This window comes from Melioribacter sulfuriphilus (genome assembly GCF_052656625.1).
This window is the reverse complement of the sequence record NZ_JBQXXK010000003.1, coordinates 159240-183944: the sequence shown is the minus strand read 5'-3', so window position 1 is coordinate 183944 and position 24705 is coordinate 159240. Positions and strand designations below refer to the sequence as shown.

The 24705-nt window shown below is 37.2% G+C and carries 20 protein-coding genes; 15 read left to right on the top strand and 5 right to left on the bottom strand.

All coding sequences use genetic code 11. From position 1 onward, the window contains the following. Positions 1-29: 29 nt before the first annotated feature. Genes ACUN8G_RS04570 through floA form a run of 3 tightly spaced genes read right to left on the bottom strand, consistent with a single transcriptional unit; the run spans position 30 to position 3426 of the window. Positions 30-2015, bottom strand: a complete 1986-nt coding sequence (locus ACUN8G_RS04570; RefSeq protein ID WP_437345947.1) for an ATP-dependent helicase — start codon at positions 2013-2015, stop codon at positions 30-32. Next, entirely contained in the window at positions 2015-2428 is a 414-nt protein-coding gene (locus tag ACUN8G_RS04565; protein WP_437345946.1) for a hypothetical protein, read from the bottom strand. The genes ACUN8G_RS04570 and ACUN8G_RS04565 overlap by 1 nt, the downstream gene beginning before the upstream one ends. Further along, positions 2428-3426 carry a flotillin-like protein FloA gene (gene floA / locus ACUN8G_RS04560; RefSeq protein WP_437345945.1) on the bottom strand — a complete coding sequence of 333 codons (999 nt, stop codon included), beginning with the start codon at positions 3424-3426 and terminating at the stop codon, positions 2428-2430. The genes ACUN8G_RS04565 and floA overlap by 1 nt, the downstream gene beginning before the upstream one ends. A gap of 193 nt (positions 3427-3619) precedes the next feature. Between floA and ACUN8G_RS04555 the strand changes: the two genes are divergently transcribed. Genes ACUN8G_RS04555 through ACUN8G_RS04525 form a run of 7 tightly spaced genes read left to right on the top strand, consistent with a single transcriptional unit; the run spans position 3620 to position 11407 of the window. Beyond that, positions 3620-6181: an ATP-dependent Clp protease ATP-binding subunit gene (locus ACUN8G_RS04555; protein ID WP_437345944.1), complete on the top strand. Its 2562-nt coding sequence runs from the start codon at positions 3620-3622 to the stop codon at positions 6179-6181. Next, complete coding sequence (locus ACUN8G_RS04550) at positions 6174-6464, top strand: 4a-hydroxytetrahydrobiopterin dehydratase (RefSeq protein WP_437345943.1); 291 nt, start codon at positions 6174-6176, stop codon at positions 6462-6464. The genes ACUN8G_RS04555 and ACUN8G_RS04550 overlap by 8 nt, the downstream gene beginning before the upstream one ends. Continuing rightward, a complete protein-coding gene (pyrE, locus tag ACUN8G_RS04545; RefSeq protein WP_437345942.1) occupies positions 6457-7035 on the top strand; it encodes an orotate phosphoribosyltransferase in 579 nt (192 codons plus the stop codon). The genes ACUN8G_RS04550 and pyrE overlap by 8 nt, the downstream gene beginning before the upstream one ends. A 4-nt stretch (positions 7036-7039) precedes the next feature. Then, positions 7040-8308 carry a M64 family metallopeptidase gene (locus tag ACUN8G_RS04540; protein ID WP_437345941.1) on the top strand — a complete coding sequence of 423 codons (1269 nt, stop codon included), beginning with the start codon at positions 7040-7042 and terminating at the stop codon, positions 8306-8308. Next, positions 8308-9543, top strand: coding sequence for a PP2C family protein-serine/threonine phosphatase (locus ACUN8G_RS04535; protein WP_437345940.1), 1236 nt, complete (start codon positions 8308-8310; stop codon positions 9541-9543). Before ACUN8G_RS04540 ends, ACUN8G_RS04535 begins: the two co-directional genes overlap by 1 nt. Further along, positions 9540-10862: a 4Fe-4S dicluster domain-containing protein gene (locus tag ACUN8G_RS04530; RefSeq protein WP_437345939.1), complete on the top strand. Its 1323-nt coding sequence runs from the start codon at positions 9540-9542 to the stop codon at positions 10860-10862. The genes ACUN8G_RS04535 and ACUN8G_RS04530 overlap by 4 nt, the downstream gene beginning before the upstream one ends. Then, on the top strand, positions 10862-11407 hold the full coding sequence (locus tag ACUN8G_RS04525) for a BMC domain-containing protein (protein WP_437345938.1): 546 nt from the start codon (positions 10862-10864) through the stop codon (positions 11405-11407). Before ACUN8G_RS04530 ends, ACUN8G_RS04525 begins: the two co-directional genes overlap by 1 nt. Here ACUN8G_RS04525 and ACUN8G_RS04520 read toward each other — a convergent pair whose 3' ends face one another. Then, the gene (locus tag ACUN8G_RS04520) at positions 11408-11758 is read right to left on the bottom strand and encodes a cupin domain-containing protein (RefSeq protein WP_437345937.1); all 351 of its coding nucleotides are present in this window, start codon (positions 11756-11758) and stop codon (positions 11408-11410) included. Positions 11759-11816: 58 nt separating this feature from the next. Here ACUN8G_RS04520 and ACUN8G_RS04515 point away from each other — a divergent pair, with 58 nt between their 5' ends. Next, on the top strand, positions 11817-12596 hold the full coding sequence (locus ACUN8G_RS04515) for an SDR family NAD(P)-dependent oxidoreductase (protein WP_437345936.1): 780 nt from the start codon (positions 11817-11819) through the stop codon (positions 12594-12596). On the opposite strand, the gene ACUN8G_RS04510 is transcribed toward ACUN8G_RS04515, so the two are convergent. Next, on the bottom strand, positions 12593-16468 hold the full coding sequence (locus ACUN8G_RS04510; RefSeq protein ID WP_437345935.1) for an AAA family ATPase: 3876 nt from the start codon (positions 16466-16468) through the stop codon (positions 12593-12595). The genes ACUN8G_RS04515 and ACUN8G_RS04510 overlap by 4 nt on opposite strands. A gap of 137 nt (positions 16469-16605) precedes the next feature. On the opposite strand from ACUN8G_RS04510, the gene ACUN8G_RS04505 reads away from it, so the two are divergent. The 7 genes from ACUN8G_RS04505 (at position 16606) to ACUN8G_RS04475 (ending at position 24696) form a co-directional block, all read left to right on the top strand. Beyond that, complete coding sequence (locus ACUN8G_RS04505) at positions 16606-17250, top strand: head GIN domain-containing protein (RefSeq protein WP_437345934.1); 645 nt, start codon at positions 16606-16608, stop codon at positions 17248-17250. Positions 17251-17316: 66 nt separating this feature from the next. Continuing rightward, on the top strand, positions 17317-17811 hold the full coding sequence (gene purE, locus ACUN8G_RS04500; RefSeq protein WP_437345933.1) for a 5-(carboxyamino)imidazole ribonucleotide mutase: 495 nt from the start codon (positions 17317-17319) through the stop codon (positions 17809-17811). A gap of 299 nt (positions 17812-18110) precedes the next feature. Then, positions 18111-18581 (top strand): NADH-quinone oxidoreductase subunit NuoE, encoded by a 471-nt coding sequence (gene nuoE, locus ACUN8G_RS04495; protein ID WP_437345932.1) that lies wholly within the window; start codon positions 18111-18113, stop codon positions 18579-18581. Continuing rightward, positions 18578-20563, top strand: a complete 1986-nt coding sequence (locus tag ACUN8G_RS04490; RefSeq protein ID WP_437345931.1) for an NADH-ubiquinone oxidoreductase-F iron-sulfur binding region domain-containing protein — start codon at positions 18578-18580, stop codon at positions 20561-20563. Before nuoE ends, ACUN8G_RS04490 begins: the two co-directional genes overlap by 4 nt. 18 nt (positions 20564-20581) lie before the next feature. Then, a complete protein-coding gene (locus tag ACUN8G_RS04485; RefSeq protein WP_437345930.1) occupies positions 20582-22312 on the top strand; it encodes an NADH-dependent [FeFe] hydrogenase, group A6 in 1731 nt (576 codons plus the stop codon). Positions 22313-22316: 4 nt separating this feature from the next. Continuing rightward, positions 22317-24299, top strand: a complete 1983-nt coding sequence (locus ACUN8G_RS04480; RefSeq protein ID WP_437345929.1) for a [Fe-Fe] hydrogenase large subunit C-terminal domain-containing protein — start codon at positions 22317-22319, stop codon at positions 24297-24299. Between the two features lie 16 nt (positions 24300-24315). Continuing rightward, positions 24316-24696, top strand: a complete 381-nt coding sequence (locus ACUN8G_RS04475; protein ID WP_437345928.1) for a response regulator — start codon at positions 24316-24318, stop codon at positions 24694-24696. Positions 24697-24705: the final 9 nt, after the last annotated feature.

The following is a 24705-nucleotide window of genomic DNA, read 5'->3' as shown; positions in this document are numbered from 1 at the left end:
TTGAATCAGACTAACTAAACCAAAAAAAATTATTCCTCTTCTATCAGCCATTGAACGGCAAGATTTTCTCCCACACCGTCGATAAATCTGGAAGGCTTTGCAAATGTTATTCCTTGAAATCGATCGAATATATTCATAGGATAACAAACAAATAAATTTTGTTTGGCACGTGTTGAAGCCACATACATCAGCCTTCGTTCTTCTTCCAGAGATTCGAGCTTGTCGAACGACTGCGTTGATGGGAAAAATCCATCTGCTGCGTGAATTATAAAGACTGTATGCCATTCAAGTCCCTTGGCCGAATGGATGGTTGATAAAGTAAGAATTTCTTTTTCTTTATCCGTTGCTTCAATATCGACTACTGAATCCTGAGGCGGCTCAAGCGCCATGTCGGTCAAAAAACTTTCAAGACTCCTGTAGTTCTCAGCAATATTTATGAATATATCCAGGTCTTTTTTCCGTTTGTTCCAGTCGTCATATTTTTCGATAAATAAATTATGATAGTATTTCATGGCTATTTCAGCTTTGTCGGCTGGCAGAATATTTTTCGTGTGAATTTCGTGCAAAACACTGAAAAGATTATAAATCTTGTCATTATAGCTTGCGCTCAAAGTTTTATCAGGATTAATTTTGATTGTCAGAATTCCTTTTGCAAGTTTATCCATTATTTCCCTTGCTTTTTTGGGACCGATACCTTCATGTAGAAGGAGAACTCGATACCAGCTTACGAAATCAAGTGGATTAGAAGCAATCCTTAAAAATGCAAGCAGGTCTTTAATGTGAGCTGCTTCAATGAACTTCATACCACCAAATTTTACGTATGGGATATTAGCTTTGTTCAATTCAATTTCAAGGTCGAATGAATGATACGAAGAACGGAACAAAACCGCCATATCATTTAATGGTACATTTTCTTCGCGTAATTCAAGAATTTTTTCTATGATAAATCGAGATTGCATATTTTCATTTGCAGCACAAATTATTCCGGGTAACTCACCGCCACTTTTTCTGCTGTAAAGATGTTTCGGATATTTTTCAATTGCATGTTCTATGATGTAATTTGAAAAGTCGAGAATTTCCTGTGTGCTGCGATAGTTTTCTTCAAGTGTGATAATTTTTACATCTTTAAACAGTTTTGGAAATTCCATTATATTTTTGAACGTGGCACCGCGAAATGAATAAATCGATTGAGAATCGTCACCAACAACCATAATATTTTCGTTAACCTGACCGAGTCCCTTTATTATCTCTGCCTGTAAATGATTCGTATCCTGGTATTCGTCAACCATAACGAACTTAATTGTATTGAGGAATGATTTTGCAGCGGGACTTAAATCGAACAAAAAGTTTTTCAGATAAATCAATAAATCGTCGTAATCGAGGAGATTATTTTGTCTTTTATAGGAATCGTAGACTTTTTTAATATCGATAAATTTATCGGTATATTCGAGGAAATGAGGATATTCCTCTTCAATCAATTTTTCGATTGATTTGCCTGTGTTGACAGAAAGACTGAGAATTTTATAAATAGTCTGTTTATTCGGGAATCTCTTTTTGTCTTTGGTTGGATTGAGTTCGCTTCTGATTAAATTTATTACGTCTTCGCTGTCGCCCTGATCGAGTATGGTAAATTGGTTGTCCAGATTAACTGCTTTAGCATATTTACGAAGTGTAATATTTGCAAAAGAATGGAAGGTGCCACCGTTTACTTTCGAGCATCGATTATCGAGGAGCATAGCAGCTCTGTCGAGCATCTCCTTTGCAGCTTTGCGTGTAAAGGTCAAAAGTAGTATGGATGATGGATCATAGCCCAATTCTGTAAGTCGAGCCACACGATAGACAAGTGTACGGGTTTTACCGCTACCGGCGCCTGCAATAACAAGATAGTTGCCTTCAACAGCTGCAACTGCTTCGTATTGAGAAGGATTTAATTCTTCTCGGTAATTAATACTAAATCGGGATTCGTCGGTAACATCCTGTTTATTAATTCTCTTAAGTATGTATTTTTTAGCCATTATTTCCGGAAAGCTTTCGGTTTATTCAGAATTTCGGATATCAAAATGAGTTCTCGTATTGTTTTGGGATCCTTCATTTTTTTACGAATTGAATCTGCCTTAGTTTTAGTAGTTTTTTCCTGATATGGTTTACTTAATTTTTTTACTGGAGATTTAGCTATAGTTTCTTTCTGGATTGTACTTTCAGATTTTTTGATATTAATAAACTCTTCTTCGGGATTCCAGGAAAAGGTATTCTCATTTTGAGTTTTCTTTGGCATTTTTGTGCCAAATAAATCCTCAAATAAATCGGGGGAAGAAGAACTTTCTCCTCCCGTACTTGAATTTTCCTCTTTTTTCCTTGCAGCAAATATCGAACTGACAAGTGAATAAATGAGAAAAAGCACAATCAATATTTCAAATAAGCTGTCCATTATGATTGGTCTTTATTTTTATCTTTGCTTTCTTCTGGTTTGGCAATCGAAGCTCTCATTTCCGTGTCAGCTTGAATATTTTTTATGTTGTAATAGTCAAGCACGCCGAGATTGCCTTTTCTGAAAGCATCGGCTATTGCCTTTGGAATTTCTGCTTCTGCTTCGACAACCTTAGCACGCATACGTGCAACTTCGGCTGTCATTTCCTGCTCAAGAGCAACTGCAGCTGCACGTCTTTCTTCGGCTTTTGCGCGAGCAACTTTCAAATCGGCTTCCGCCTGGTCTGCCTGTAAAATTGCGCCAATATTAGTACCAACATCAACATCGGCAATATCGATTGACAAAATTTCAAATGCAGTGCCTGCATCGAGTCCTTTGGAAAGAACTACTTTCGAAATACTATCGGGATTTTCCAGAACTTCTTTGTGAGAATTACTGGAACCGATAGTAGAAACTATCCCTTCTCCTACACGTGCTAAAATTGTAGCTTCGCCAGCTCCGCCTACAAGTCGTTCGAGATTCGTTCTTACGGTTATTCTGGCTATAGCCTTCAATTGAATTCCATCTTTGGCAACTGCTGCTACAAGAGGGGTTTCAATTACTTTCGGATTTACCGACATTTTCACTGCTTCGAGAACGTCTCTTCCTGCCAGGTCGATTGCAGCGGCTTTTTCAAAACCGAGGTCAAGATTTGCCTTGTTTGCCGAAATCAGTGCATTTACAACTTTAGTAACATTTCCACCTGCTAAATAATGAGCTTCAAGAAGTGATATATCGAGGTCAATTCCCGCTTTTGTAGCCGATATAAGGTTCCTGATGATTACCTGCGGAGAAACTTTCCTTAATCGCATTCCAATCAAATCCCTGAAAATCTTTACTTTAACACCCGAAAAATATGCAGTTATGTAAAGTCCGATAGGAACGAAATAGAAAAATACCATAAGGAAAAGAACAATCGCTATAATTATAATTATTGATACCCCCGTTAAAGCTTCCATTTTTACTCCAAATTATTTTAATCCCCTTACAAAATATAAATTCAATCCGACTATTACAATTCATGCTGGGTGAAATCGTAATTAAAAAAGAATAATTTGTATTACCTTGCTAAGTGAATTTTCAATATTTATATTTAAGAAACCATTTGAGACGATTTAGTGTTTAAGACTGAAAGAAAAAGAGAGGATATCTATGGAAGGAAATTTTTCTGAAAGGGTACAGGAAGTAATTCGATTAAGTCGAGAAGAAGCACTTAGACTGGGTCATGATTACATCGGTACGGAACACCTGCTTCTGGGCATTATTCGTGAAGGAGAGGGTGTAGCTGTTAAAATATTGAGAAACCTTGGCGTAGATCTGGTTAAATTAAAAAAAGCAATCGAAGATACAGTAAGAACATCGGGTGGTACCCTGACAATTGGCAATATTCCGCTTACCAAGCAAGCCGAAAAAGTTTTGAAAATTACGCAGATTGAATCCAAGATTTATAAATCCGACGTAATTGGGACAGAACATATTCTTCTTTCACTTCTGAGAGACGAAGACAATATTGCTACACAAATTTTGCATCAATTCAATGTTAATTACGACAATGTAAGAGCGGAATTGAATAACATACTTTCGAGCAAAGAAACTCATAAAACTCCTACTTCATTTGCACAACCTTTTACAGCAAAGAAAGTTGAAAAGACCAAGACACCTGTTTTAGACAATTTCGGCAGGGATTTAACAAAACTTGCTCTTGAAGACAAGCTGGATCCGGTTATCGGTAGAGAAAAAGAAATTGAGCGAGTTGCGCAGATATTGAGCAGAAGGAAAAAGAATAATCCGGTTCTGATCGGCGAACCAGGAGTCGGAAAAACAGCTATTGCCGAGGGATTAGCTCTTCGTATCGTTCAAAGAAAAGTACCTCGCATACTCCAGGACAAACGCGTTGTTACACTCGATCTGGCTGGATTAGTAGCCGGTACAAAATACCGCGGTCAGTTCGAAGAAAGAATGAAAGCCTTAATGAACGAACTAGAAAAAGCCGACGACGTAATTTTATTTATCGACGAATTACATACGATAGTTGGCGCAGGTGGTGCCTCCGGATCGCTTGATGCTTCGAATATGTTCAAGCCTGCACTGGCACGCGGCGATATTCAATGCATCGGCGCTACAACTCTTGACGAGTACAGGAAATATATTGAAACCGACGGTGCTCTCGACAGAAGATTCCAGAAAGTTATGGTCGATCCGCCTTCACCTGAAGAGACAATTGAAATTCTTGAAAACATCAAATTCAAATACGAAGAACATCATCACGTACGTTATTCACGCGAAGCTATCGAAGCTGCAGTACGTCTCAGTGAACGTTATATAACAGACAGACACTTACCTGATAAAGCCATCGATGTAATTGACGAGGCAGGGTCGCGTGTTCATATGGGTAATTTCACTGTTTCCGAAGAAATTTTGCGACTTGAAGAAGAAATTGAAAAAGTAAAATTACAGAAAATTCAAGTGGTCAAGCAGCAGGATTACGAAGAGGCAGCTCGATTACGAGATAAAGAACGCCAGTTGCAGTCCGACCTTGAAATTGCTAAACGAGAATGGGAAGCTAAAACTCAGGATATGATTTACGACGTTACGGAAGAAGATATTGCAACTGTTGTATCGATGATGACCGGCATTCCAACTACAAGAGTTGCACAAGCTGAAAGCGTAAAACTTCTTAAGATGGAAGAAGCTCTAAAACAAAGAATTGTAGGGCAGGACGAAGCCGTTTCAAAACTTGCCAAAGCAATTCGCAGGACCAGAGCAGGACTTAAAAGTGCTAATAGACCGATCGGTACATTTATTTTCCTAGGACCAACAGGCGTTGGTAAAACTGAATTAGCTAAAGAACTTGCTCGTTACCTTTTCGATACTGAAGATGCCCTTATAAGAATTGATATGAGCGAGTATATGGAAAAATTCTCCGTATCCAGATTGGTCGGGGCTCCTCCTGGATATGTTGGATACGAAGAAGGCGGTCAATTAACCGAACGCGTCAGAAGGAAACCGTATTCCGTTGTACTTTTCGACGAAATTGAAAAAGCTCATCCTGACGTCTTTAATATTCTTTTGCAAGTTCTTGACGATGGAGTCTTGACCGACAGTCTCGGCCGAAGAGTCGACTTTAAAAATACAATAATCATTATGACTTCAAATGTTGGTACGAAAGATATTAAAGTTACCGGCGGATTTGGTTTTGGCGATGTTTCAGAAACCGATGCTTATACCAAATTAAAAAATACTGTTGAAGATGCAATGAAGAAACTCTTCAATCCCGAATTTCTAAACAGGATTGATGAGACCATTGTCTTTAGAAGTCTCGATAAAGAAGACATCAAACAAATTATCAACATCGAAATGAAAGACCTGGTTAAAAATATCCAGGAAAACAAGATGGATATCGAATTGCACAAATCTGCAATTGAATTTCTTTCCGAAAAAGGGTACGATCCTAAATACGGTGCAAGACCTTTGAAACGAGCTATTCAAAAGTATATCGAAGATCCGCTGGCAGAAGAATTACTATTAGGCCATTTCAAAGAAGGCGATAAGATTATTGTAAAACATAAAAAGAATACCGATGAACTTTATTTTGTACCCGAAAAAAAATCATCTGAAGAAAATGAAGAAATTCAGGACAAAGCAGACGATGATATAAAAAATCCGGATAAACAAGAAGAAAACAGCGAACAAGAAAACACTATTAATGAATAAACTCGACGAGAAAGCAATTTTCGAAAGACTGCCCTCTATAGAAGGGTGGTCTTTTAATAATAATAAGTTGATACGTAATTTCAAACTCGATTCATTCTCAGATGCAGTTGCTTTCGTTGTTAAGATTGCCATCGAAGCCGAAAAAATTGACCACCATCCCGACATCAGAATATACGGATGGAATAATGTAGAAGTGACATTACAAACCCACAGCGTTAACGGCATTACTGAAAATGACTTTAAACTTGCAAATTCAATAAATCTACTGCAATCTCATGGATAAAAAGGAAATTCTCGATATTTTTTTGAAAACAGAAGCTCTCCTCGAAGGTCATTTCTTATTGACTTCTGGTAGACATAGCAATCAATATTTTCAATGCGCACTTGTACTTCAATATCCAGAATACAATTCATTAATCTCTGGAATGATTGCAGATTTTTTTAAAGATTACGAAATCGATATCGTAATTTCACCGGCAATCGGCGGAATTGTTGTAGGGCAGGAAGTTGCGAGGCAATTGAATAAGAAATCGATATTTGCCGAACGCGAGGAGAAATCTCTCACACTCAGAAGAGGCTTCAACATTGAAGCAGGTAAGAGATACCTGGTATGCGAAGACGTGGTTACAACCGGAGGTTCTGTTTTCGAGGTAATGGAAATTGTTAGAAAAGGAGGCGGCATCGTAGCTGGAGTTGGCTTTATAGTAGACAGGAGTAACAATCAAGTTAACTTTGGTGTACCTCAATTCAGTACATTACAACTTGAGGTTAAATCTTATCTTCCTGAGGATTGCCCACTTTGTAATGAAAATAAAATACCTCTCGTAAAACCAGGTTCCAGAAAAATTAAATAATAATATGAGAAAAATTACTTTTTTCATTTTTGTATTCTATGTATCACTATATCCTCAAGTGGAATTCAACAAATATTTTCTGGATAAAACATTACGAATTGATTTTTATGAAACAGGCGATAAAAATAATGAGATAATTTCAATTAACAGATTAATTGAAGAGAAGTATTGGGGTGGTTCAGACGTCAACTTAATTGATACGTTTTTTTATGGAAATTATTTCTTCAAAGTTTATGATTTACACTCCAACAAATTGATCTATTCACGAGGCTTTTCAACCTTGTTTCAAGAATGGCAAACCACTGACGAAGCCGATACTGTCGTCAAAACATTCACGTGCTCTGTGACCTTTCCATATCCTAAGTCAAAGGTTAGAATCGAAATCGATAAGAGGGACCGAAATGGTAAGTTCGTAAATAAATTTACTTATACAATCGATCCGAATAATTATTTTATAATTAAAGAGCAATCGAAAAAATATGAAGCTTTCAAAGTCCATTATAGCGGAGATCATCACAAAAAACTTGATATAGTGATCGTCCCCGAAGGCTACACGAAAGAGGAAATGGAAAAATTTCATAATGATTGTGATCGATTTGCCGAATATCTTTTTGAATTCTCACCATTTTCTGAATCAAGAGAAAAAATCAACATTTGGGGAATTGAAGCCCCTTCAGAAGAAACCGGCACTGATATTCCTGCAGAAAATATCTGGAAAAATACTCTTGTTAATTCCAGATTTTATACCTTTGATAGTGAGCGATATTTAATGACTGAAGATTATTACAGTGTAAGAGACGTTGCATCAAATGCTCCATACGATCAGATATTTATTTTAGTCAATACGAGCAAATATGGCGGCGGGGCAATTTATAATTTTTATAACGTTACAGCTTCCGACAATCGATTGTCTAAATTGATTTTTGTACATGAATTTGGTCACGGATTAGCAGGACTTGCCGACGAGTATGCAGACACTACAACGTATAATGAATTTTATAATCTTGCCATTGAGCCGTGGGAACCAAATATTACGACACTTGTAAATTTTGATTCCAAATGGAAATCATTAATCGACGAAAATACACCTGTTCCGACACCTAACGATTCAATCTACGCCAACAAAATTGGTGTGTTTGAGGGTGGGGGTTATGTTTCAAAAGGAGTCTACAGGCCTACACTCAACAGTTTGATGAGGTCGTTCAGTTCAAGTGAATTTAATGAAGTGTGCCGAAAAGCAATTATTAAAGTAATTAATTTTTATTCTGAATAATGGATCAGAAAAAACTAATAAAGACTTTTGACACAATTGCTTCGGGAAATTTTAAAACAGATACCGAACTGCTTAAATATGTTCTCGAAGAGATAGTAAGTAAAGAACAATTTAACTTAAACGGCGGAAGACTCTGGAAACTCGATGCCTCGTCGGCTGCTTATAAATTGGTATTGCAAATCGGAAATTTGACCAAGATCCCCGAAAATTATATGCTATCGATAGCAGAAAATCCGATTCTGGAAAAGATTGCACAGGAACGCACAATCTTAGCAGATGAAACCGACATGACTTTGCTTTCGAAAGGAATTTTTAGGTATTCCGCTTCGGGTGTCGGTAAGAAAATTAATGTGAATGGTAAAAAGTATTACGAATATCTGCTCGCTGTTAACAGTGAACAGATTGGTGTAGAATTACGCGACACATTAAATGCGCTGGCCACCGTATTAACTTCAAAATTACGTGAAAGATATCTTACAGCAATCAGGAAAAATCTGATAAAAGACATCGACAAAGCAAAAGAGTTACAAAGGAGTATTCTTCCGGAGCATCAATACAATTTTCATTTTTATGAAATATTTGGAGTTACAATTCCCGCGGAAATAGTAGCCGGTGATTTCTATGATTATTTAAAAATTGGTGAAGACGAAGAGAGGCTTGGCATAGTTGTGGGTGACGCAGCTTCGAAGGGGCTTGCAGCTGCAGCCGAAGCAATGTATATTTCCGGTGCAGTTCGAATGGCTTCCACTTTTCAGGTAAAAATTTCGCCGATGATGTACAGACTAAATCAACTTGTCAATAAAATATTCAGCGACGATAAATTCGTCTCGCTCTTTTATTGCGAATTGTCCGTCGACAAAAAAGGACTTTGTCTTTATTCCAATGCAGGGCATAATCCTCCTTTATTCTACAAAAAGAGCACGAATTCATTTATTAAATTATCTCCGACAGGTCCGCTGCTCGGTCCAGCTCCCAATTCTAAATATGAAACCGATAGTATTAATTTCGACAAAAATGACCTGCTTGTTATTTATACAGACGGTGTTACGGAAGCAGCCAACAATAAATACGAATTTTATGGAGAATCGAGACTATCAGGTATAATCAAAAAGAACTCGAATCTTACTGCAAGAGATGTAGCCTATGCAATTCTTGATGATGTAACAAAATTTTCTACAGGTGAAAGCAAGTATCAGGACGATAAAACCATCGTTGTAATAAAAAGGAATGAATGATGGATTTAGTAGAAAAAATTTTTAACGCGGGAGTGGTTGGGGCTGGTGGCGGAGGTTTCCCTTCCCACATAAAGGCAAGATCCAGAGTAGAATTTTTATTGGCTAACGGTGCTGAATGCGAACCGTTAATTCACAAAGATTACGAACTAATGGTTCATTTCCCCGAAAAAATTATAGAAGGAATTGAGCAGCTTGCAAAACATGTCGAAGCAAAAAAAACTTTTATTGGCATAAAAGAAAAAAATAAAAAAGCTATTGACTCGATTGCCGATTCGATTAAAGACCCAACGATAAATCTTTCTCTCCTGGGCGATTTTTATCCTTCCGGTGATGAATACGAACTCGTTTATGCAGCAACAAACAGATTAATTCCTCCGCATGGCTTACCTTTAGATGTGGGCTGTCTGGTCAATAATGTTGAAACTCTATATAACATATCAAATGCGGTAGAAGATATTCCAGTTACACTTAAATTCCTTTCTGTAACGGGTGCTGTAAAAAATCCGAAATCTTTTTTCGTACCGGTAGGAACGAGTTTCAAAGAATTGATAGAACTTGCTGGCGGAACAACGCTGGATGATTACGGTATTTTTGTCAGTGGAATTTTGATGGGAAAGTTAACATTTGACTTAGATGAGCCGGTAACCAAAACAACAGCGGGAATAATTATACTTCCCCAAAATCATTATTTGATAAAAAGGATGGAACGCCCAATTCACGATATGAACAGAATCGGAAAATCTGCCTGCGATCAATGTAGTTACTGCACTGAATTCTGCCCCCGTTATTTTCTGGGATACGACGTTCAACCTCATAAAGTAATGCGTTCTCTGGCTTTCACAACAACAGGAGAAAGTGTTTGGAATCAATATGCCGACCTGTGTTGTTCGTGCGGGCTCTGCTCGCTTTACGCTTGCCCTGAAGATCTCTATCCTCGTGAAGCTTGCAATCAGGGGAAAGAATATTTAAGAAAAAATGGCATCAGATATAATCAAACAAAAGAAGTCAAAGTTCATCCTATGAAAGAAGGCAGAAGAGTGCCTCTTAAAATGTTAATGAAAAAACTACAACTTACAGATTATGACAGACCGACACCATTTGAAGAAATTAAATATACTCCCAAACGTGTAAAATTATTACTTAAGCAACATGCAGGTCAGGCTGCTAGACCAGTAGTTAAATTAAACCAAGAAGTAACCAGAGGTGAACTGATTGCCGATATCGAACCCGATAAAGTTGGGGCAAAGATTCATGCTTCGATTGATGGTGTGATAAAAGAAATTACAGATAATTTTATAATAATTGAAAAGGGAATATAATGAACTCACTGGGATTAGTTGAAATGACGAGTATTGCAGCGGGGATGCAAGCTGCAGATATAATGCTAAAAACTTCGAACGTAGAATTGATATTATCACGCACAATTTGCTCGGGAAAGTATATGGTACTTATTGGTGGAGAGGTAGCAGAAGTTGAAACCGCTGTAGAAAACGCAGTCAATCAATTATCTTTCGGAATAATTGATACATTTGTTATACCGAATGTTCATAAAGATATTTTCCCTGCACTGGCCGGGCATTCTAATGTTGAAATGCTTGAAGCACTCGGAATTATTGAATCGTTCTCAGTTGCATCTTTAATTGAAGGAGCCGATGCAGCAGTTAAAGCCGCAAGCGTAAAACTGATTGAAATTCGACTTGCCATGGCACTCGGTGGAAAAGCATTTTGTACTTTAACGGGCGAAGTTGCCGCAGTTCAGAGTGCAGTCGATGCAGGTGCAAAGGTAATAGCTGATAGAGGATTGCTCGTCAATAAAGTTGTTATTCCCAGACCACGCAAAGAATTACTTAGTGAGATGATATGATTACTCGTATTGTTTTGGTACTACACAAATGAAGACAAAATTTGTATTCTCTGAGATGTTTTTGTATTGGTGGTATTCATTTGGAAGTACCAGCGCAAAGTCGCCCTCTTTTAATGTGTGCTCGTGCCCTTCCTTATCCACCAGAACACCGTATCCTTCAATTACATAATTCAACTGTTCATAATCGTGGCTATGGTAGGGAGTATATCCGCTTGGTTCAAGTGTAAAAACACGCATCGAATATGCTGGTGTGCCGTCGGCCGAAGAAATTGGAATTTGTTTGTGTACTTTATATGCGCCTGCCATTTCAATCAGGCGATCTTCCATTTCTTTTATATTAATTATTTTCATAATATCTCCTAAATCTCACTTTAATTATATAATTTAAATATAAAAATATCAATAAAATATGAACCTCTCAGATAAATACGGCAAATGGGCAATTGTAACAGGTGCTTCTTCTGGAATAGGAAAAGAATTCGCATTTTATCTTGCAAAAGAAAAAATGAATTTAATTTTGATATCACGTAGAAGTAAGGAAAAACTCGCAAAACATTTAAGAGATCAGTACGGTACGGAGATAATTACACTCGATCTAGACCTGAGCGTACCTGAAAATTTAGAAATTGTTAAAAAAGAAATTGAAGTACGGGATATCGGTATTTTAATAAATAATGCTGGTTTCGGAAAGGCGGGCAATTTTATGAAAAACGATATTGGTACATATATAGAAATGATTAATTTGAATTGCACTGCACCTGTTTACTTGACTCACATTGCGCTTGATAAAATGTTGAAGAAAAAAAGAGGCGCCATAATATTTTTAGGAAGTCTGGTAGCTTATCAACCTACACCGTATATGTCAGTTTACTCGGCTACAAAATCGTTCGATTTGACATTTGGATTGACTCTCTACAGCGAATTAAAAAAAGAGGGGATCGATATTCTTGTTATAAATCCTGGTTCTACTAAAACAGAGTTTCATCAAGTTGCCGGCTCCAGTGGAGGATTTATTCAAAGAGGAGCCGACGAAGTTGTAAGAACTGCAATGAAATCTTTGGGTAAAAAGCCGACTGTTCTTGATGGTATAATTAATAAAATATTAGCTACTGCCGGGAGAATAATTCCTGTTAAATTATCTTTATCAATTGCGGAAAAAATTGCCCGCTCAATTTATGTGAAAAATTAGAATCTGATTTTTTGTACGTCTTCGAGTCTGATGGTTTTGAGGTCGTCGTCGGATGGATTAATTAAAGATGCGATCCTGTTCTCTTGATTGCTGATTGCTGAATAAAGAACGTTTCGTGCTGTCATAGCATTTCTAAAATTGACGTCTCGTTTTTCATAAAGATCGTTGAAAATTTCAAGCAACATTTGAAGTGCTCCCTCGTCGAGCGAGTAACCATGTTTATCTGCGATGTAATATGCTATCGTTAAAAGTTGTCGTGGAGTATAATCTTCGAAATAGAGCACCTGTGCAAAATAGTCGGATAAATTGGGATTTTTCTCTATGACAGAAGTTGCATCGTCAAAATTATCCGCCAATATTACAACGAACTTATTCTTATGAAAATTTATTCCTTTAAGAATTGCATCGAAAGCTTCTTTGCCAAAATCTTCGGTAAAGAGCTTCGAGAAATTATCAATCATTAATATACCACCGAGTGAATCTTTAATTAATTCCTCAGCTCGCAATTGAGTTGAATCCTGAAAATTTCTAACAAGGTCTGCTCGTTCAACTTTAATTAGGTGTCCTTTTGAAAGAATACCGAGTTCACGTAATATATTGCCGAGCAATTTTGCCACTGTGGTTTTTCCCGTTCCGTCGTTGCCGATAAAAATTGCATTCATATTTTTTTCAATAACATGGAGACCCTTTTCACGTTTAAGTTGTGCAATTTTTGAACCGCTTATTAATTTCAGTATCCCTTCTTTTACTTTTTCGAGACCAACAAGTGAATTGAGTTCATCCATATATTCTTGAAGTTTCAGGGGATCACCTTTAACTCTGTATTCACTGGCGTTATATGTAATTCCAGTAACTTCATTTATATCTTCCAGAATTATAGTATTCATAATATCTTCCGTGCGATCTTTCGAATCGAGGTCTGCAATTCTTAGTAAAAGTTTCTTTTTTAATCTTTCGAGTAGATTCCGAACTATACGTGCGTTGCCGAATTTTTTATCGCGATGTACATATAGTTCTTTAAAATAACTTAAAAGAGCTTCTTCGGCATCTGAAGCAAGTTTTTTATTTTCATTCGAAAGAGCACGTTTAATGATTTCCATCATTTCATCAGGAGTGTAGTCTTCAAAGACAATTGATTTAGTAAATCGTGATTCGAGACCGGGATTGCTGTAGATAAATTGTTTCATCTCCTCGGTATAACCGGCAGCAATCACAATAAATTTGCCTCGGTCGTCTTCCATTCTTTTTAAAAGGATATCGATAGCTTCTCTACCGAAATCGGAATTGCCTCCGCCCGTTTTTGTCAATGAGTATGCTTCGTCGATAAATAAAGTTCCGCCGATGGACTTATCGATAACTGCTTTGGTCTTTTCGGCAGTTTGTCCTACATAACCTGCTACCAATCCCTGCCGATCCGTTTCTACCAGATGACCTTTACTCAAAATGCCGAGGGCTGAAAATATTTTACTGAATAAACGCGCAACTGTGGTTTTACCTGTGCCGGGATTACCTAAAAACAGATAATGGTCAGAAAATTTTTCGGTTAAATTTTCACCTTCCTCAGCGAAGAAACGAGCAAGTTTGACCAGCTCATTTATTTCTTTCTTAACACCTGCAAGTCCTACAAGATTATCCAATTCATTAAGAGCTTCAGCTAAAAGCTCTTCATTAATAGGTGTTTTATATGTTTTACCTGCTACCGGTTTAAATACATTTTCGAGGTCGCTCTTTGTTATAGTGGTCAATATTTCTTTGCTTCTAGCAGAATCGGGTAACGATAATATTCTTTTGCTTAAGTTTAGTTTTGATTCATCCAGAATTTTTTTAATAAGTCGCGCATTGCCGAACGATTTATCCCTCTTTCTGTAAAGATTAATAAGTTCTTTTTTAAGGTAATCTTCAGCATCTTTGTCAAGTCTGTAATCTTCAGATTTAGCAGATTTTTTGAAAATATCAACAAGTTCATCAGGTGTATAGTCTTCAAAAATAAAAGTATGTGTGAATCTCGATTTAAGTCCGGGATTAGATTCGAGGAAATTATTCATTTCGTCTGGATATCCTGCTGCGATAACAACAAATTCCCCTTTTTTGTCTTCCATTCTTTTCAATAAAATATCGATCGCTTCCTGTCCGAAATCCTGAGTGCTACTACTTTTTTTGCTAAGAGTATATGCTTCGTCGATAAAAAGAACGCCGCCCAGTGCATCTTGTATAACTTTTTCTGTCTTTTGAGCCGTCTCACCTATATACTGTCCTACCAGTGCTGCTCGATCGACTTCAACGACATGGCCAGAGGGTAGTATACCCATTGCTTTTAAAATATTACCGATCAAACGAGCAATTGTAGTTTTACCTGTACCTGGATTTCCAAGAAAAATGGCATTAATAGCTATCTTTTCTTCTGATTTTAATCCGTACTTTTTTCTTTCCTTAATGAATTCAAGATATGTTACAAAGTCGCGAACAGTTTGTTTGATTGTTTTCAGTCCTATAAAAGAATCGAGTTCACCAAGCAACTCCTCGAGGGATTTATCGTCAGGAGGTCTGGTGTAATTTTGGGAATCTCTGGTTTTTAGAATTCTTTTTTCTTCGTGTTTTTCGTCTTTTTCTTTTATGCGAAATTCGTTTATGCCGAAATATTTTTCACCAACCTTAAATTCATTTACGTATAACTCTAATTTGCCCTGACCTTTCTTCCAGAATCCTGGTAATTCAGAACCAATGTTTTGAGTGAATATAACCGAGTCCCATTCTTTTGGAACGTTCAATTTAAAGTTTGCAGTGCCAACTTCTATATCGTCGATGTATGATATAATTTTGCAATTATATTCGCGGTCGTTTTTATTGAATTCAGGATTGTCAAAAATTACTTCCACGCTAATCCAGCTGCTATTTTTGTCGATTTGTTTGTAGTATTCGCGTGCTCTGGTCTTTGATTCACGTTCCGGATCGAAAATTTTTATTGAGATCAACTTAATATGCTCATTGGGATAAAGGAGGGTGCTACTTTTAAATTGAGAAGGCTTTTCGTCTGTTTTCGATAAATCAGGCAAAATAAATTTGCTTTCTTTAGTTCGACTGATCGATTTATCTTCTTCATCAGTTTCCATCTCTCTAAATTTTAGCAGGGAATTATAGATAAAATTAAACTTTTTGTTCTGAGCAAATTTTACTTTAACCTCTTCAGCTTTACGATAAGCTGGGAGATATTGAAAAAGATAAAACATCGATTCGATATTGAGTAGCTCGGTTTCGTCGCGGTAATACTCGGAATACTGGAGTAACTTTTCTGATACTAACAACGCAAACCAGTATTCTTTTTTATTCAAAGCGTCGGTAGCAAGTCCCAGTAATCTTTCGGAATCTTTTTTACCAAGATTTTTATTTATTTCGGAGATTTGAATAGCCTGTTGAAGAAGCAATTTCAAGTCATTTAGCTTTTCGTTTCCTTCAACTGTCAATAAGGGAGAACTAGTTAATAAATTGAGAGCTTCTCGATATTTTTTTAAACCTGCCAAAGCTCGTATTTTTGTAATCAGCGTCCATTTTAATAAATTTACTTCGTTTTCAATCGATTTGTTGATATCGGCAAGGGCGCCTTCATAAATACACATACGCGAAAGGAGATAAGCCCTGTGAAAGCGAATTCGGGAAGAGTCGCTATCAAGTTCAACGGCTAAATTCGCATATTCGAGAGCTTTAGTCGGATTTCCATTTTCGAGATACGCCCACGCCAACGATATAATCGCTTCAGGGTCGTTCGGTCGAAGTGAATATAATTTTTCTGCAGCAGTAAGCGCTAAACGATATCTGCCATTCCACAAATGTTCGTATATTTCGGTTTGAAGATTATTTAAATCTTCGTTCATCATAGGGCAGTATGATAAATTGATTTTTTGTTAAATAAAATATAAAAAGTTAAGTGGATTTACTATAATTTAAAAAATTTTTTGCTATATAGAACCATTAAGGATTATACACGTCTTAACAGGCAACAAGCGGAGTTATCATGAAAGCTAAGATTATAATTCTACTTATGCTTGCAATTAATATTGCAGGATGTGGAGTCTGGGGAATAAGGGGCAGCGGAAGTTTAAGGACAGAAATGAGAGAGATAAGAAATTTCCAAAAAATTGAAGTTGGGGGAGCTTACGATATAAAAATAAAATGTGGCGAAAAAGAATCAATAGAAATTACTGCCGAAGAAAATCTTCTACCACTTATTGAAACGAAAGTAAAACAGAACCGACTTATTATTGACACACGCAGAAGCATTTCACCAAGAAAAGAAATAAAAATTGTTGTAACAGTACCTGAATTAAATTATATCGGATGCTCTGGTGCAAATAATATTCGTGTTTATAATGTTGATACAGAAGATTTTGACGTCGAATTGAGCGGAGCTGGAAATATAGAGATGGATGGTAGAGTTAAAACTTTACACGCAGAAATTTCTGGAGCTGGAAATTTTGATGCTAAATCCCTTAAAGCCGAGAATGTTTATATATCTGTCAGCGGTGCGGCAAGCGCAAGAGTATACGCATCAAAATATCTTAACGCATCAGTATCAGGCGTCGGTTCAATTGATTATTATGGCGATCCAGAAAAAACAAAAACGAATGTTTCTGGAATTGGTTCGATCAGCAGGAAATAATTGTTTTCAGGAAATTACTTTTTTATATATTTGCTCTACATCTTCATATAAAATAGAAAGGCAAATATGACAGCAAAAAATCCTTTGGTAAGCATTTTAATGGGAAGCGATTCAGATCTTCCCGTAATGAAAAAAGCTGCCGAAATTTTGGAACAATTTGGCATTTTATATGAAATGAGGATCTTATCAGCTCACAGAGTGCCGAATCATTTGAAGGATTATGTTGAAAAGTTAAGCACAAGGGGCGTTAAAGTAGTAATTGCCGGGGCGGGTTTGGCTGCTCATTTACCAGGCGTAGTTGCTGCCTACACTCATCTGCCCGTCATTGGTGTGCCACTTAAAAGCGGTGCTTTACAGGGAATTGATTCATTACTTTCGATAGTTCAAATGCCAGGTGGAGTGCCTGTAGCCACAGTTGCAATTGATGGTTCAAAGAACGCCGCCCTTCTTGCAATCCAGATTTTAGCCACTTACGATTCAAATCTCTCAGAAAAAATTATTCAATACAAAAAAATGATGGAAGAAGAAGTTCTTAAAAAAGATTCAAGTCTCAATCAGTAAGACTCTCATAAATTTACACTCCTTAGTGCAGGGTTCATAACTTGAACCCTCTCTTTAAAAAATTATTATCTCTCTTAATCATTTTGCACAAAAAAAGAGAAAAATAATAGCATATTAAGACACGATATACTTTATAAATTTAGAATTCATATTTTACTTTTCTCACACTTAGGAAAGTTAAAAGCAAAAAAACGGACACTAACCTCATTTTTTACACATAAATAAGTCATTTCAGTTTTAAATTTTTGGCATATTATCTGTATATAATTAATAACCTAAATAAATAAGAGAAATATAACATGGATGACAATATTTTTCAGAAATATCCGAAAAACGACCGTAGTAATTTAATAGCTATACTGCAGGATATTCAGGAAATTCATGGCTATTTGCCCGAAAAAGAACTACGTAAAGTAGCCGAACACATCGGAATGTCTTTGAGCGGTGTTTACGGTGTTGCCACATTTTACAATCAATTTCGTTTAACACCACTTGGAAAGAATATTATACGAGTTTGTCGGGGAACAGCATGCCATGTTAAAAATTCCGCTAATATTTTAACGGCATTAGAAAACGAACTGGGCATTTGCGCCGGTCAAACTACACGTGATAAATTATTTACACTCGAAACTGTCGCATGTATCGGAGCCTGCAGTATCGCCCCGGTTATTAATATTAACGACGATTATTATGGACGAGTTACTGTAAAAGAAATACCCAAAATTCTCAATAAGTACAAAAAACAAGAACAAGCAGTGAGTATAGAATGAAAAGTTTCATTGAAAAATGCTGCGACCAGTGCTGGCATTCTCCCAGTACACCATGCGAACTTTTTGTAGTCTGCTGCCTGGAAGGACCCCTTTGTCACAAAGACGATAAATGCAAAGAAAAATATAAAAGTCTTAATGAAAAGCTTCGCTACGAATCAACAAAAGTCCCTGTAATATTTATCGGTATGGGCACCTGCGGACTGGCTTCGGGTGCAGATAAAGTAAAAGCTGCAATTGAAGAAGAACTTGCCAATGAAAATATTAAAGCTTTGATAGTACCTACCGGATGCGTTGGATATTGTGCCCGCGAGCCAATAGTCGATATTAAATTACCGGGTGAAGACAGGGTTTCATATTGTGAAATTCAACCCAAAGACGTCAAAGAATTGATAAAAACCACTATAATAGATCGAAAAATTTATAAGAAAAAATTACTCGGTACCTACGGCGAAACCAAAGACAATATTCCAAATATTAATGAAATTCCCTTTTTCAAAAGACAGAAAAAAGTCGTTCTAAAAAATTGCGGCGTCATAAATCCAAATTCAATCGACGAATATATTGCTTCCGGAGGATTTAAAGCCTTAGATAAAGCACTTCGAATTCTCAGTCCTGAAAAAGTTATTGAAGAAATTAAAACCAGTGGACTTAGAGGTAGGGGAGGAGGCGGTTTCCCGACTGGAATTAAATGGGAACTTGCATACAAAAAGAACTCGAATACTAAATATATCATTTGTAATGCGGACGAAGGTGACCCAGGAGCCTTTATGGACAGGTCTGTGCTGGAAAGCGATCCATACAGACTAATTGAAGGAATGATTATAGGAGCATACGCAATCGGTGCTTCTTACGGCTATATCTACTGTCGTGCAGAATATCCGCTTGCAATCGAAAGACTTGAAGAGGCAATTCTTAAATGCAGAGAATACGGTCTGCTCGGTAAAAATATACTTAATAGCGATTTCGATTTTGACCTTAAAATTAAAAAAGGAGCAGGCGCTTTTGTATGCGGTGAAGAAACTGCATTAATTGCTTCGATCGAAGGCAAAAGAGGCATGCCACGTCCCAGACCTCCTTATCCTGCCGATAGTGGTCTATGGGGTAAACCAACAGTGATAAATAACGTAGAAACTTTTGCAAATGTACCTTCAATCATAAACATCGGGTCGGCATGGTTTTCATCCATTGGGACGAAGTCGAGTAAAGGCACAAAAGTATTTGCATTGAGCGGAAAAGTTGTAAATAGCGGTCTGGTAGAAGTTCCAATGGGTATTACTCTGAGAGAGGTAGTCTTCGACATAGGTGGCGGTATTCCGAACAATAAAAAATTCAAAGCAGTACAGATTGGCGGTCCATCGGGTGGATGTTTGCCTGATTCTGTACTCGATACCGAAGTTGATTATGAATCATTAAGAGAAGTTGGTGCTATGATGGGTTCCGGCGGTTTTGTTGTTATGGATGAAGATACGTGTATGGTCGATGTTGCCAAATTCTTCCTAACTTTTATTCAAAATGAATCATGCGGGAAATGTGTACCGTGCCGTGAAGGTACTAAAAGAATGCTTGAAATCATTGAAAGAATTCCAGTCCGATACGGTACAAACGGAGACAAGACAGAACAGCTACAACGTTTCAAAGGGATTATTCATCTTCAGAGACTCGCTAAAGTTATTCAGGATACATCGCTATGCGGATTGGGTCAGAGTGCACCGAATCCAGTATTGTCGGGTCTTCGCTACTTCAGGGAAGAATACGAAGAACATCTGTTCGAAAGAAAGTGCAGTGCTAAAGTATGCAAGGAATTATTAACATACGAGATCGATCCGGATGCATGTAATGGCTGCGGTGTCTGTTTGCGTAAATGTCCCGCTGAAGCAATCATAGGCGAAAAGAAACAGCCGCATCAAATTATTCAGATTAAATGTACCAAGTGCGGTATGTGCTTTGAATCGTGTCGTTTTGACGCAATTAAAGTAAATTAATTTCTAACGGAGTATATTATGATAGAATTAACAATTAACGATATAAAAGTTAAAGCCGAAGAAGGAATGACTATACTCGAAGCAGCTAAATCCGTCGGGATTCATATTCCGACTTTATGCCATATGAAAGATTTATTCCCTTCGGGTGCATGCAGAATTTGCGTTGTAGAAGTGGATGGAATGAGAAATCTTACACCCAGTTGCGCTTTCCCTGTTAAAGAGGGGATGAAAGTTCAGACAAACTCGCCCAGAGTAAGAGTAGCAAGAAAAACAATTATAGAACTATTAATCGAAAATCATCCGCAGGATTGTCTGATTTGTGTTAGAAATAAGAATTGCGAACTCCAGGATTTATCAGAGCGTTACAATATCAGAGAACACAGATACGTAGGCGAAAAGAAAAGCCACGCAATCGATATTTCAAGTCCATCGATGGAACGCGATCCTGCTAAATGTATTTTGTGCGGAAGATGTGTAAGAACATGCAATGAAATCCAGAAAATTGGTGCAATTGATTTTACAAACCGGGGATTCAAAAGTAACGTAACAACTCCATTTAACAAAGGTCTAAATGTAAGCGATTGTATTCTGTGCGGGCAATGTATTTTGGTTTGTCCTACAGCGGCACTCCGTGAAAGAAGCCATGCAAAAGAAGTTGTAAATGCATTAAACGACAAAAAGAAATTCACGGTTGCTCAGATTGCACCGGCTGTCAGAGCAACTCTGGGTGAAGAATATAATCTTCCAATTGGTACGAATGTGACTGGTAAAATAATAACAGGTCTAAGAAGACTCGGTTTCGATAAAGTATTTGATACTAATTTTGGTGCAGATTTAACTATCCTCGAGGAAGCCACCGAATTAATAAATCGACTCGGCAATGGCGGAACTATTCCAATGTTCACAAGTTGTTGCCCTGGATGGGTGAAATTTGCAGAACAAAATTATCCCCATTTACTCGATCATATTTCTACCTGTAAATCACCTCACGAAATGGAAGGTGCTATAGTCAAGTCATATTATGCAAAAAAGATGGGATTGAATCCCGAAGATATTTTCGTCGTTTCGATTATGCCGTGCACGGTTAAAAAATTTGAAGCCAGCAGACCAGAACTTTCCGAAGCAAAATTACCTGACGTTGATGCAGTACTGACCACGAGAGAGTTAGTTCGTCTTTTCAAAGTTGCAGGTATCGATTTTAACGATTTGCCGGATGACGAGTTTGATAATCCTTTAGGCGAGTCGACTGGCGCTGCTGCAATATTTGGTACGAGCGGTGGAGTAATGGAAGCAGCTCTGAGAACCGCATATTTTAAACTTTCCGGCAAAGAGCTGGAAAACGTAGATTTGACAGACGTACGCGGTTTTGAAGGAGTAAAAGAATTTTCAGTCGACATTAACGGTTCCACAGTAAATGTCGCTGTGGTAAATGGAATCGGAAATGTACGTGGTATACTTGAGCAAATTGAAAAAGGAGAATCAAAATATCATTTCATCGAAGTTATGGCATGTCCTGGAGGATGCATAAACGGTGGTGGTCAACCAATTCATCAAAAACCGGAAAAAGTACAAAAACGCGCTCGCGCTCTCTATGAAATTGATGCAAAAATGAAACACAGAAAATCTCACGAGAATGAATCTATCAAAAAACTTTATAACGAATTTTTAGGTGAACCGAATAGCCATCTTTCTCACGAACTGTTGCATACTACATATGTCAACAGAAAAAAAATATTAGAAGAATTATGATTCTATGGGAATTGTATCAACCATAGGACAAAGATGTAAAAGATGCTATTCCTGCGTCAGGGAATGTCCTGCTCGAGCAATACGCGTATTAAACGGGCAGGCAGTAGTTATTGAAGAACGATGTATTGTCTGCGGGCATTGCGTCAAAGTGTGCTCTCAAAACGCCAAGCAGGTGCTCGACGATGTTGGAATTGTTTTCAATGAGTTTCTTCCAAGTTACGATACTTATGCAATTGTAGCACCTTCTTTTCCTGCATCATTTCCAGGAGTCGAAAAACAATTCATCACAGCTCTTAAAAAACTCGGATTTAAACGTGTAAGCGAAGCAGCTTTCGGCGCCGACCTTATAAGCGATAAATATAAAACTTATATCGAAAACAATCCTGGCAAAACAATAATTAGTTCACCCTGCCCAGCAATTTATAATTGGATTACAAAATATTTTGTGGAAATTGCCGATAACCTTGCTGAAGTCGTATCTCCAATGATAGCAATGGGACGATTCCTTAAGAAAAATTACGGCAACCATATTAAAGTTGTATTTATTGGTCCCTGCATAGCAAAGAAGAGCGAATACCTCGATCCGGAAGTCGACGACGCAATTGATGCTGTACTGACATTCAAAGAAATCAAACAAATATTTGAACAAAAACAGATAGATCTTAATTTGCTTGAAAGGTCGTCTTTTGATCCACCTCATGCCTACATGGGAAAAGCTTATCCGCTTACGGGCGGGTTGCTGAAAACTACAGATACTCACGGTGATATACTTGAAAAGGAAATTATTGTAGTTGAAGGAAAAGATAAAGTACAGGAAATTCTCAACGAGATTGCCGATAGAAAAATAAAATCGAAGTTTGTGGACATCCTTTTTTGTGAAGGTTGTATAAACGGTCCTGCCATCGATTCCGAATTAAATTATTACTCCCGTAGAGAAAAAGTAATTTCTTTTATCGAATCGGACATCAATTCTTTTGACAAAAAAGTATGGCAAAGCACTTTGTACAACAATCGGGATATTAATCTTTCAAGAAAATTTACGATCAAAAATCAACGGAGACCAACTCCACCAGAAGAAACAATTAGAGCCATACTGGCAAATTCAAATAAACTATCCAAGTCGGATGAACTCAACTGCGGGGCATGTGGATATCCAACTTGCAGGGAATATGCAATTGCTATTGCCAAAGGGTTGGCCGAAGAAGATATGTGTTTGCCTTATTTGATCGACAAATTAGAACAAGCTAATAAAGAAATAAGGGAAACGCAGGAGCAACTTGCTAATGCCGAAAAGCTTGCTTCCATAGGACAACTTGCAGCTGGAGTTGCTCACGAACTGAACAACCCACTCGGTTCTATATTAATCTATGCTTCTATGTTAAAGAAAAAAATAGAAAAACTTGGCGGCGAAAAACAAAGCATTGAGGACTTAAAATTAATAATTGAAGAGACGGAACGTTGTAAAAAAATCGTTTCGAACCTTTTGAACTTTGCGCGACAGGGACGTCTTTGCCTTGAAGAAATTGAGATCAAGTCGATTATCGACTCGATTCTTCAGTTAATTAAAATTCGCACAGAATTCGCAAATATTCAACTCAAAGTAGAAGATAAAACTGATGGCATTAAAATACAGTGTGATCGCGACCAGCTCAAACAAGCTTTTATGAACATTATTATTAATGCTTGCGAAGCGATGGAAAATTCTAAAGAGAAAGTCCTTTCAGTTGTTATTACAGGAACTGATAGCAAAGTCAAAGTAGTCATTATGGATACAGGCTGTGGAATAAAGCCGGAGTATCTCAATAGAATTTTTACGCCTTTCTTTACTACAAAAAAAATGGGAAAGGGAACAGGTTTAGGACTCGCAATTACGTATGGAATTATTAAAATGCACCGTGGAGATATTACGGTCAAAAGCAAACCAAACGAAGGCTCTGTATTTGAAGTGACTTTACCTATTAAACAAAATTATATGATATTGAATTAAAAAGGATGGTGTTAAAATGGACGTAAAAAAAATACTGTTAGTCGATGACGATATCGATTTACTAGAACAGAACAAAGTATTATTAGAATCCAGAGGATATAAAGTAATTACAGCAGAAAACGGGATCGATGGCTGGGAATTGTTCCAAAAAGAAAATCCTGACGTAGCGATAATCGATCTGATAATGGAAGAGATGGATTCAGGTTTTATATTATGCCATCGAATTAAAAAAAGAAACCCCAACGTACCAGTTTTTATTGTAACTTCGGCACCATATACGACAGGTTATAAATTCAGCGCTTCTACAAACGAAGAAAAAGAATGGTTGAAATGTGACGGAATTCTGAATAAACCAATTGTCATTGAGGAATTGATAGCGAAACTAAAAAACATGTAATAAATTATT

Coding starts and splice junctions, on each gene's coding strand:
- ACUN8G_RS04570 (WP_437345947.1), bottom strand. CDS start 2,015: ATGGCTAAAAAATACATACTTAAGAGAATTAATAAACAGGATGTTACC.
- ACUN8G_RS04540 (WP_437345941.1), top strand. CDS start 7,040: ATGAGAAAAATTACTTTTTTCATTTTTGTATTCTATGTATCACTATAT.
- ACUN8G_RS04565 (WP_437345946.1), bottom strand. CDS start 2,428: ATGGACAGCTTATTTGAAATATTGATTGTGCTTTTTCTCATTTATTCA.
- pyrE (WP_437345942.1), top strand. CDS start 6,457: ATGGATAAAAAGGAAATTCTCGATATTTTTTTGAAAACAGAAGCTCTC.
- ACUN8G_RS04485 (WP_437345930.1), top strand. CDS start 20,582: ATGATAGAATTAACAATTAACGATATAAAAGTTAAAGCCGAAGAAGGA.
- ACUN8G_RS04550 (WP_437345943.1), top strand. CDS start 6,174: ATGAATAAACTCGACGAGAAAGCAATTTTCGAAAGACTGCCCTCTATA.
- ACUN8G_RS04475 (WP_437345928.1), top strand. CDS start 24,316: ATGGACGTAAAAAAAATACTGTTAGTCGATGACGATATCGATTTACTA.
- ACUN8G_RS04490 (WP_437345931.1), top strand. CDS start 18,578: ATGAAAAGTTTCATTGAAAAATGCTGCGACCAGTGCTGGCATTCTCCC.
- ACUN8G_RS04480 (WP_437345929.1), top strand. CDS start 22,317: ATGGGAATTGTATCAACCATAGGACAAAGATGTAAAAGATGCTATTCC.
- purE (WP_437345933.1), top strand. CDS start 17,317: ATGACAGCAAAAAATCCTTTGGTAAGCATTTTAATGGGAAGCGATTCA.
- ACUN8G_RS04520 (WP_437345937.1), bottom strand. CDS start 11,758: ATGAAAATAATTAATATAAAAGAAATGGAAGATCGCCTGATTGAAATG.
- ACUN8G_RS04525 (WP_437345938.1), top strand. CDS start 10,862: ATGAACTCACTGGGATTAGTTGAAATGACGAGTATTGCAGCGGGGATG.
- ACUN8G_RS04555 (WP_437345944.1), top strand. CDS start 3,620: ATGGAAGGAAATTTTTCTGAAAGGGTACAGGAAGTAATTCGATTAAGT.
- ACUN8G_RS04515 (WP_437345936.1), top strand. CDS start 11,817: ATGAACCTCTCAGATAAATACGGCAAATGGGCAATTGTAACAGGTGCT.
- floA (WP_437345945.1), bottom strand. CDS start 3,426: ATGGAAGCTTTAACGGGGGTATCAATAATTATAATTATAGCGATTGTT.
- ACUN8G_RS04530 (WP_437345939.1), top strand. CDS start 9,540: ATGATGGATTTAGTAGAAAAAATTTTTAACGCGGGAGTGGTTGGGGCT.
- ACUN8G_RS04505 (WP_437345934.1), top strand. CDS start 16,606: ATGAAAGCTAAGATTATAATTCTACTTATGCTTGCAATTAATATTGCA.
- nuoE (WP_437345932.1), top strand. CDS start 18,111: ATGGATGACAATATTTTTCAGAAATATCCGAAAAACGACCGTAGTAAT.
- ACUN8G_RS04535 (WP_437345940.1), top strand. CDS start 8,308: ATGGATCAGAAAAAACTAATAAAGACTTTTGACACAATTGCTTCGGGA.
- ACUN8G_RS04510 (WP_437345935.1), bottom strand. CDS start 16,468: ATGATGAACGAAGATTTAAATAATCTTCAAACCGAAATATACGAACAT.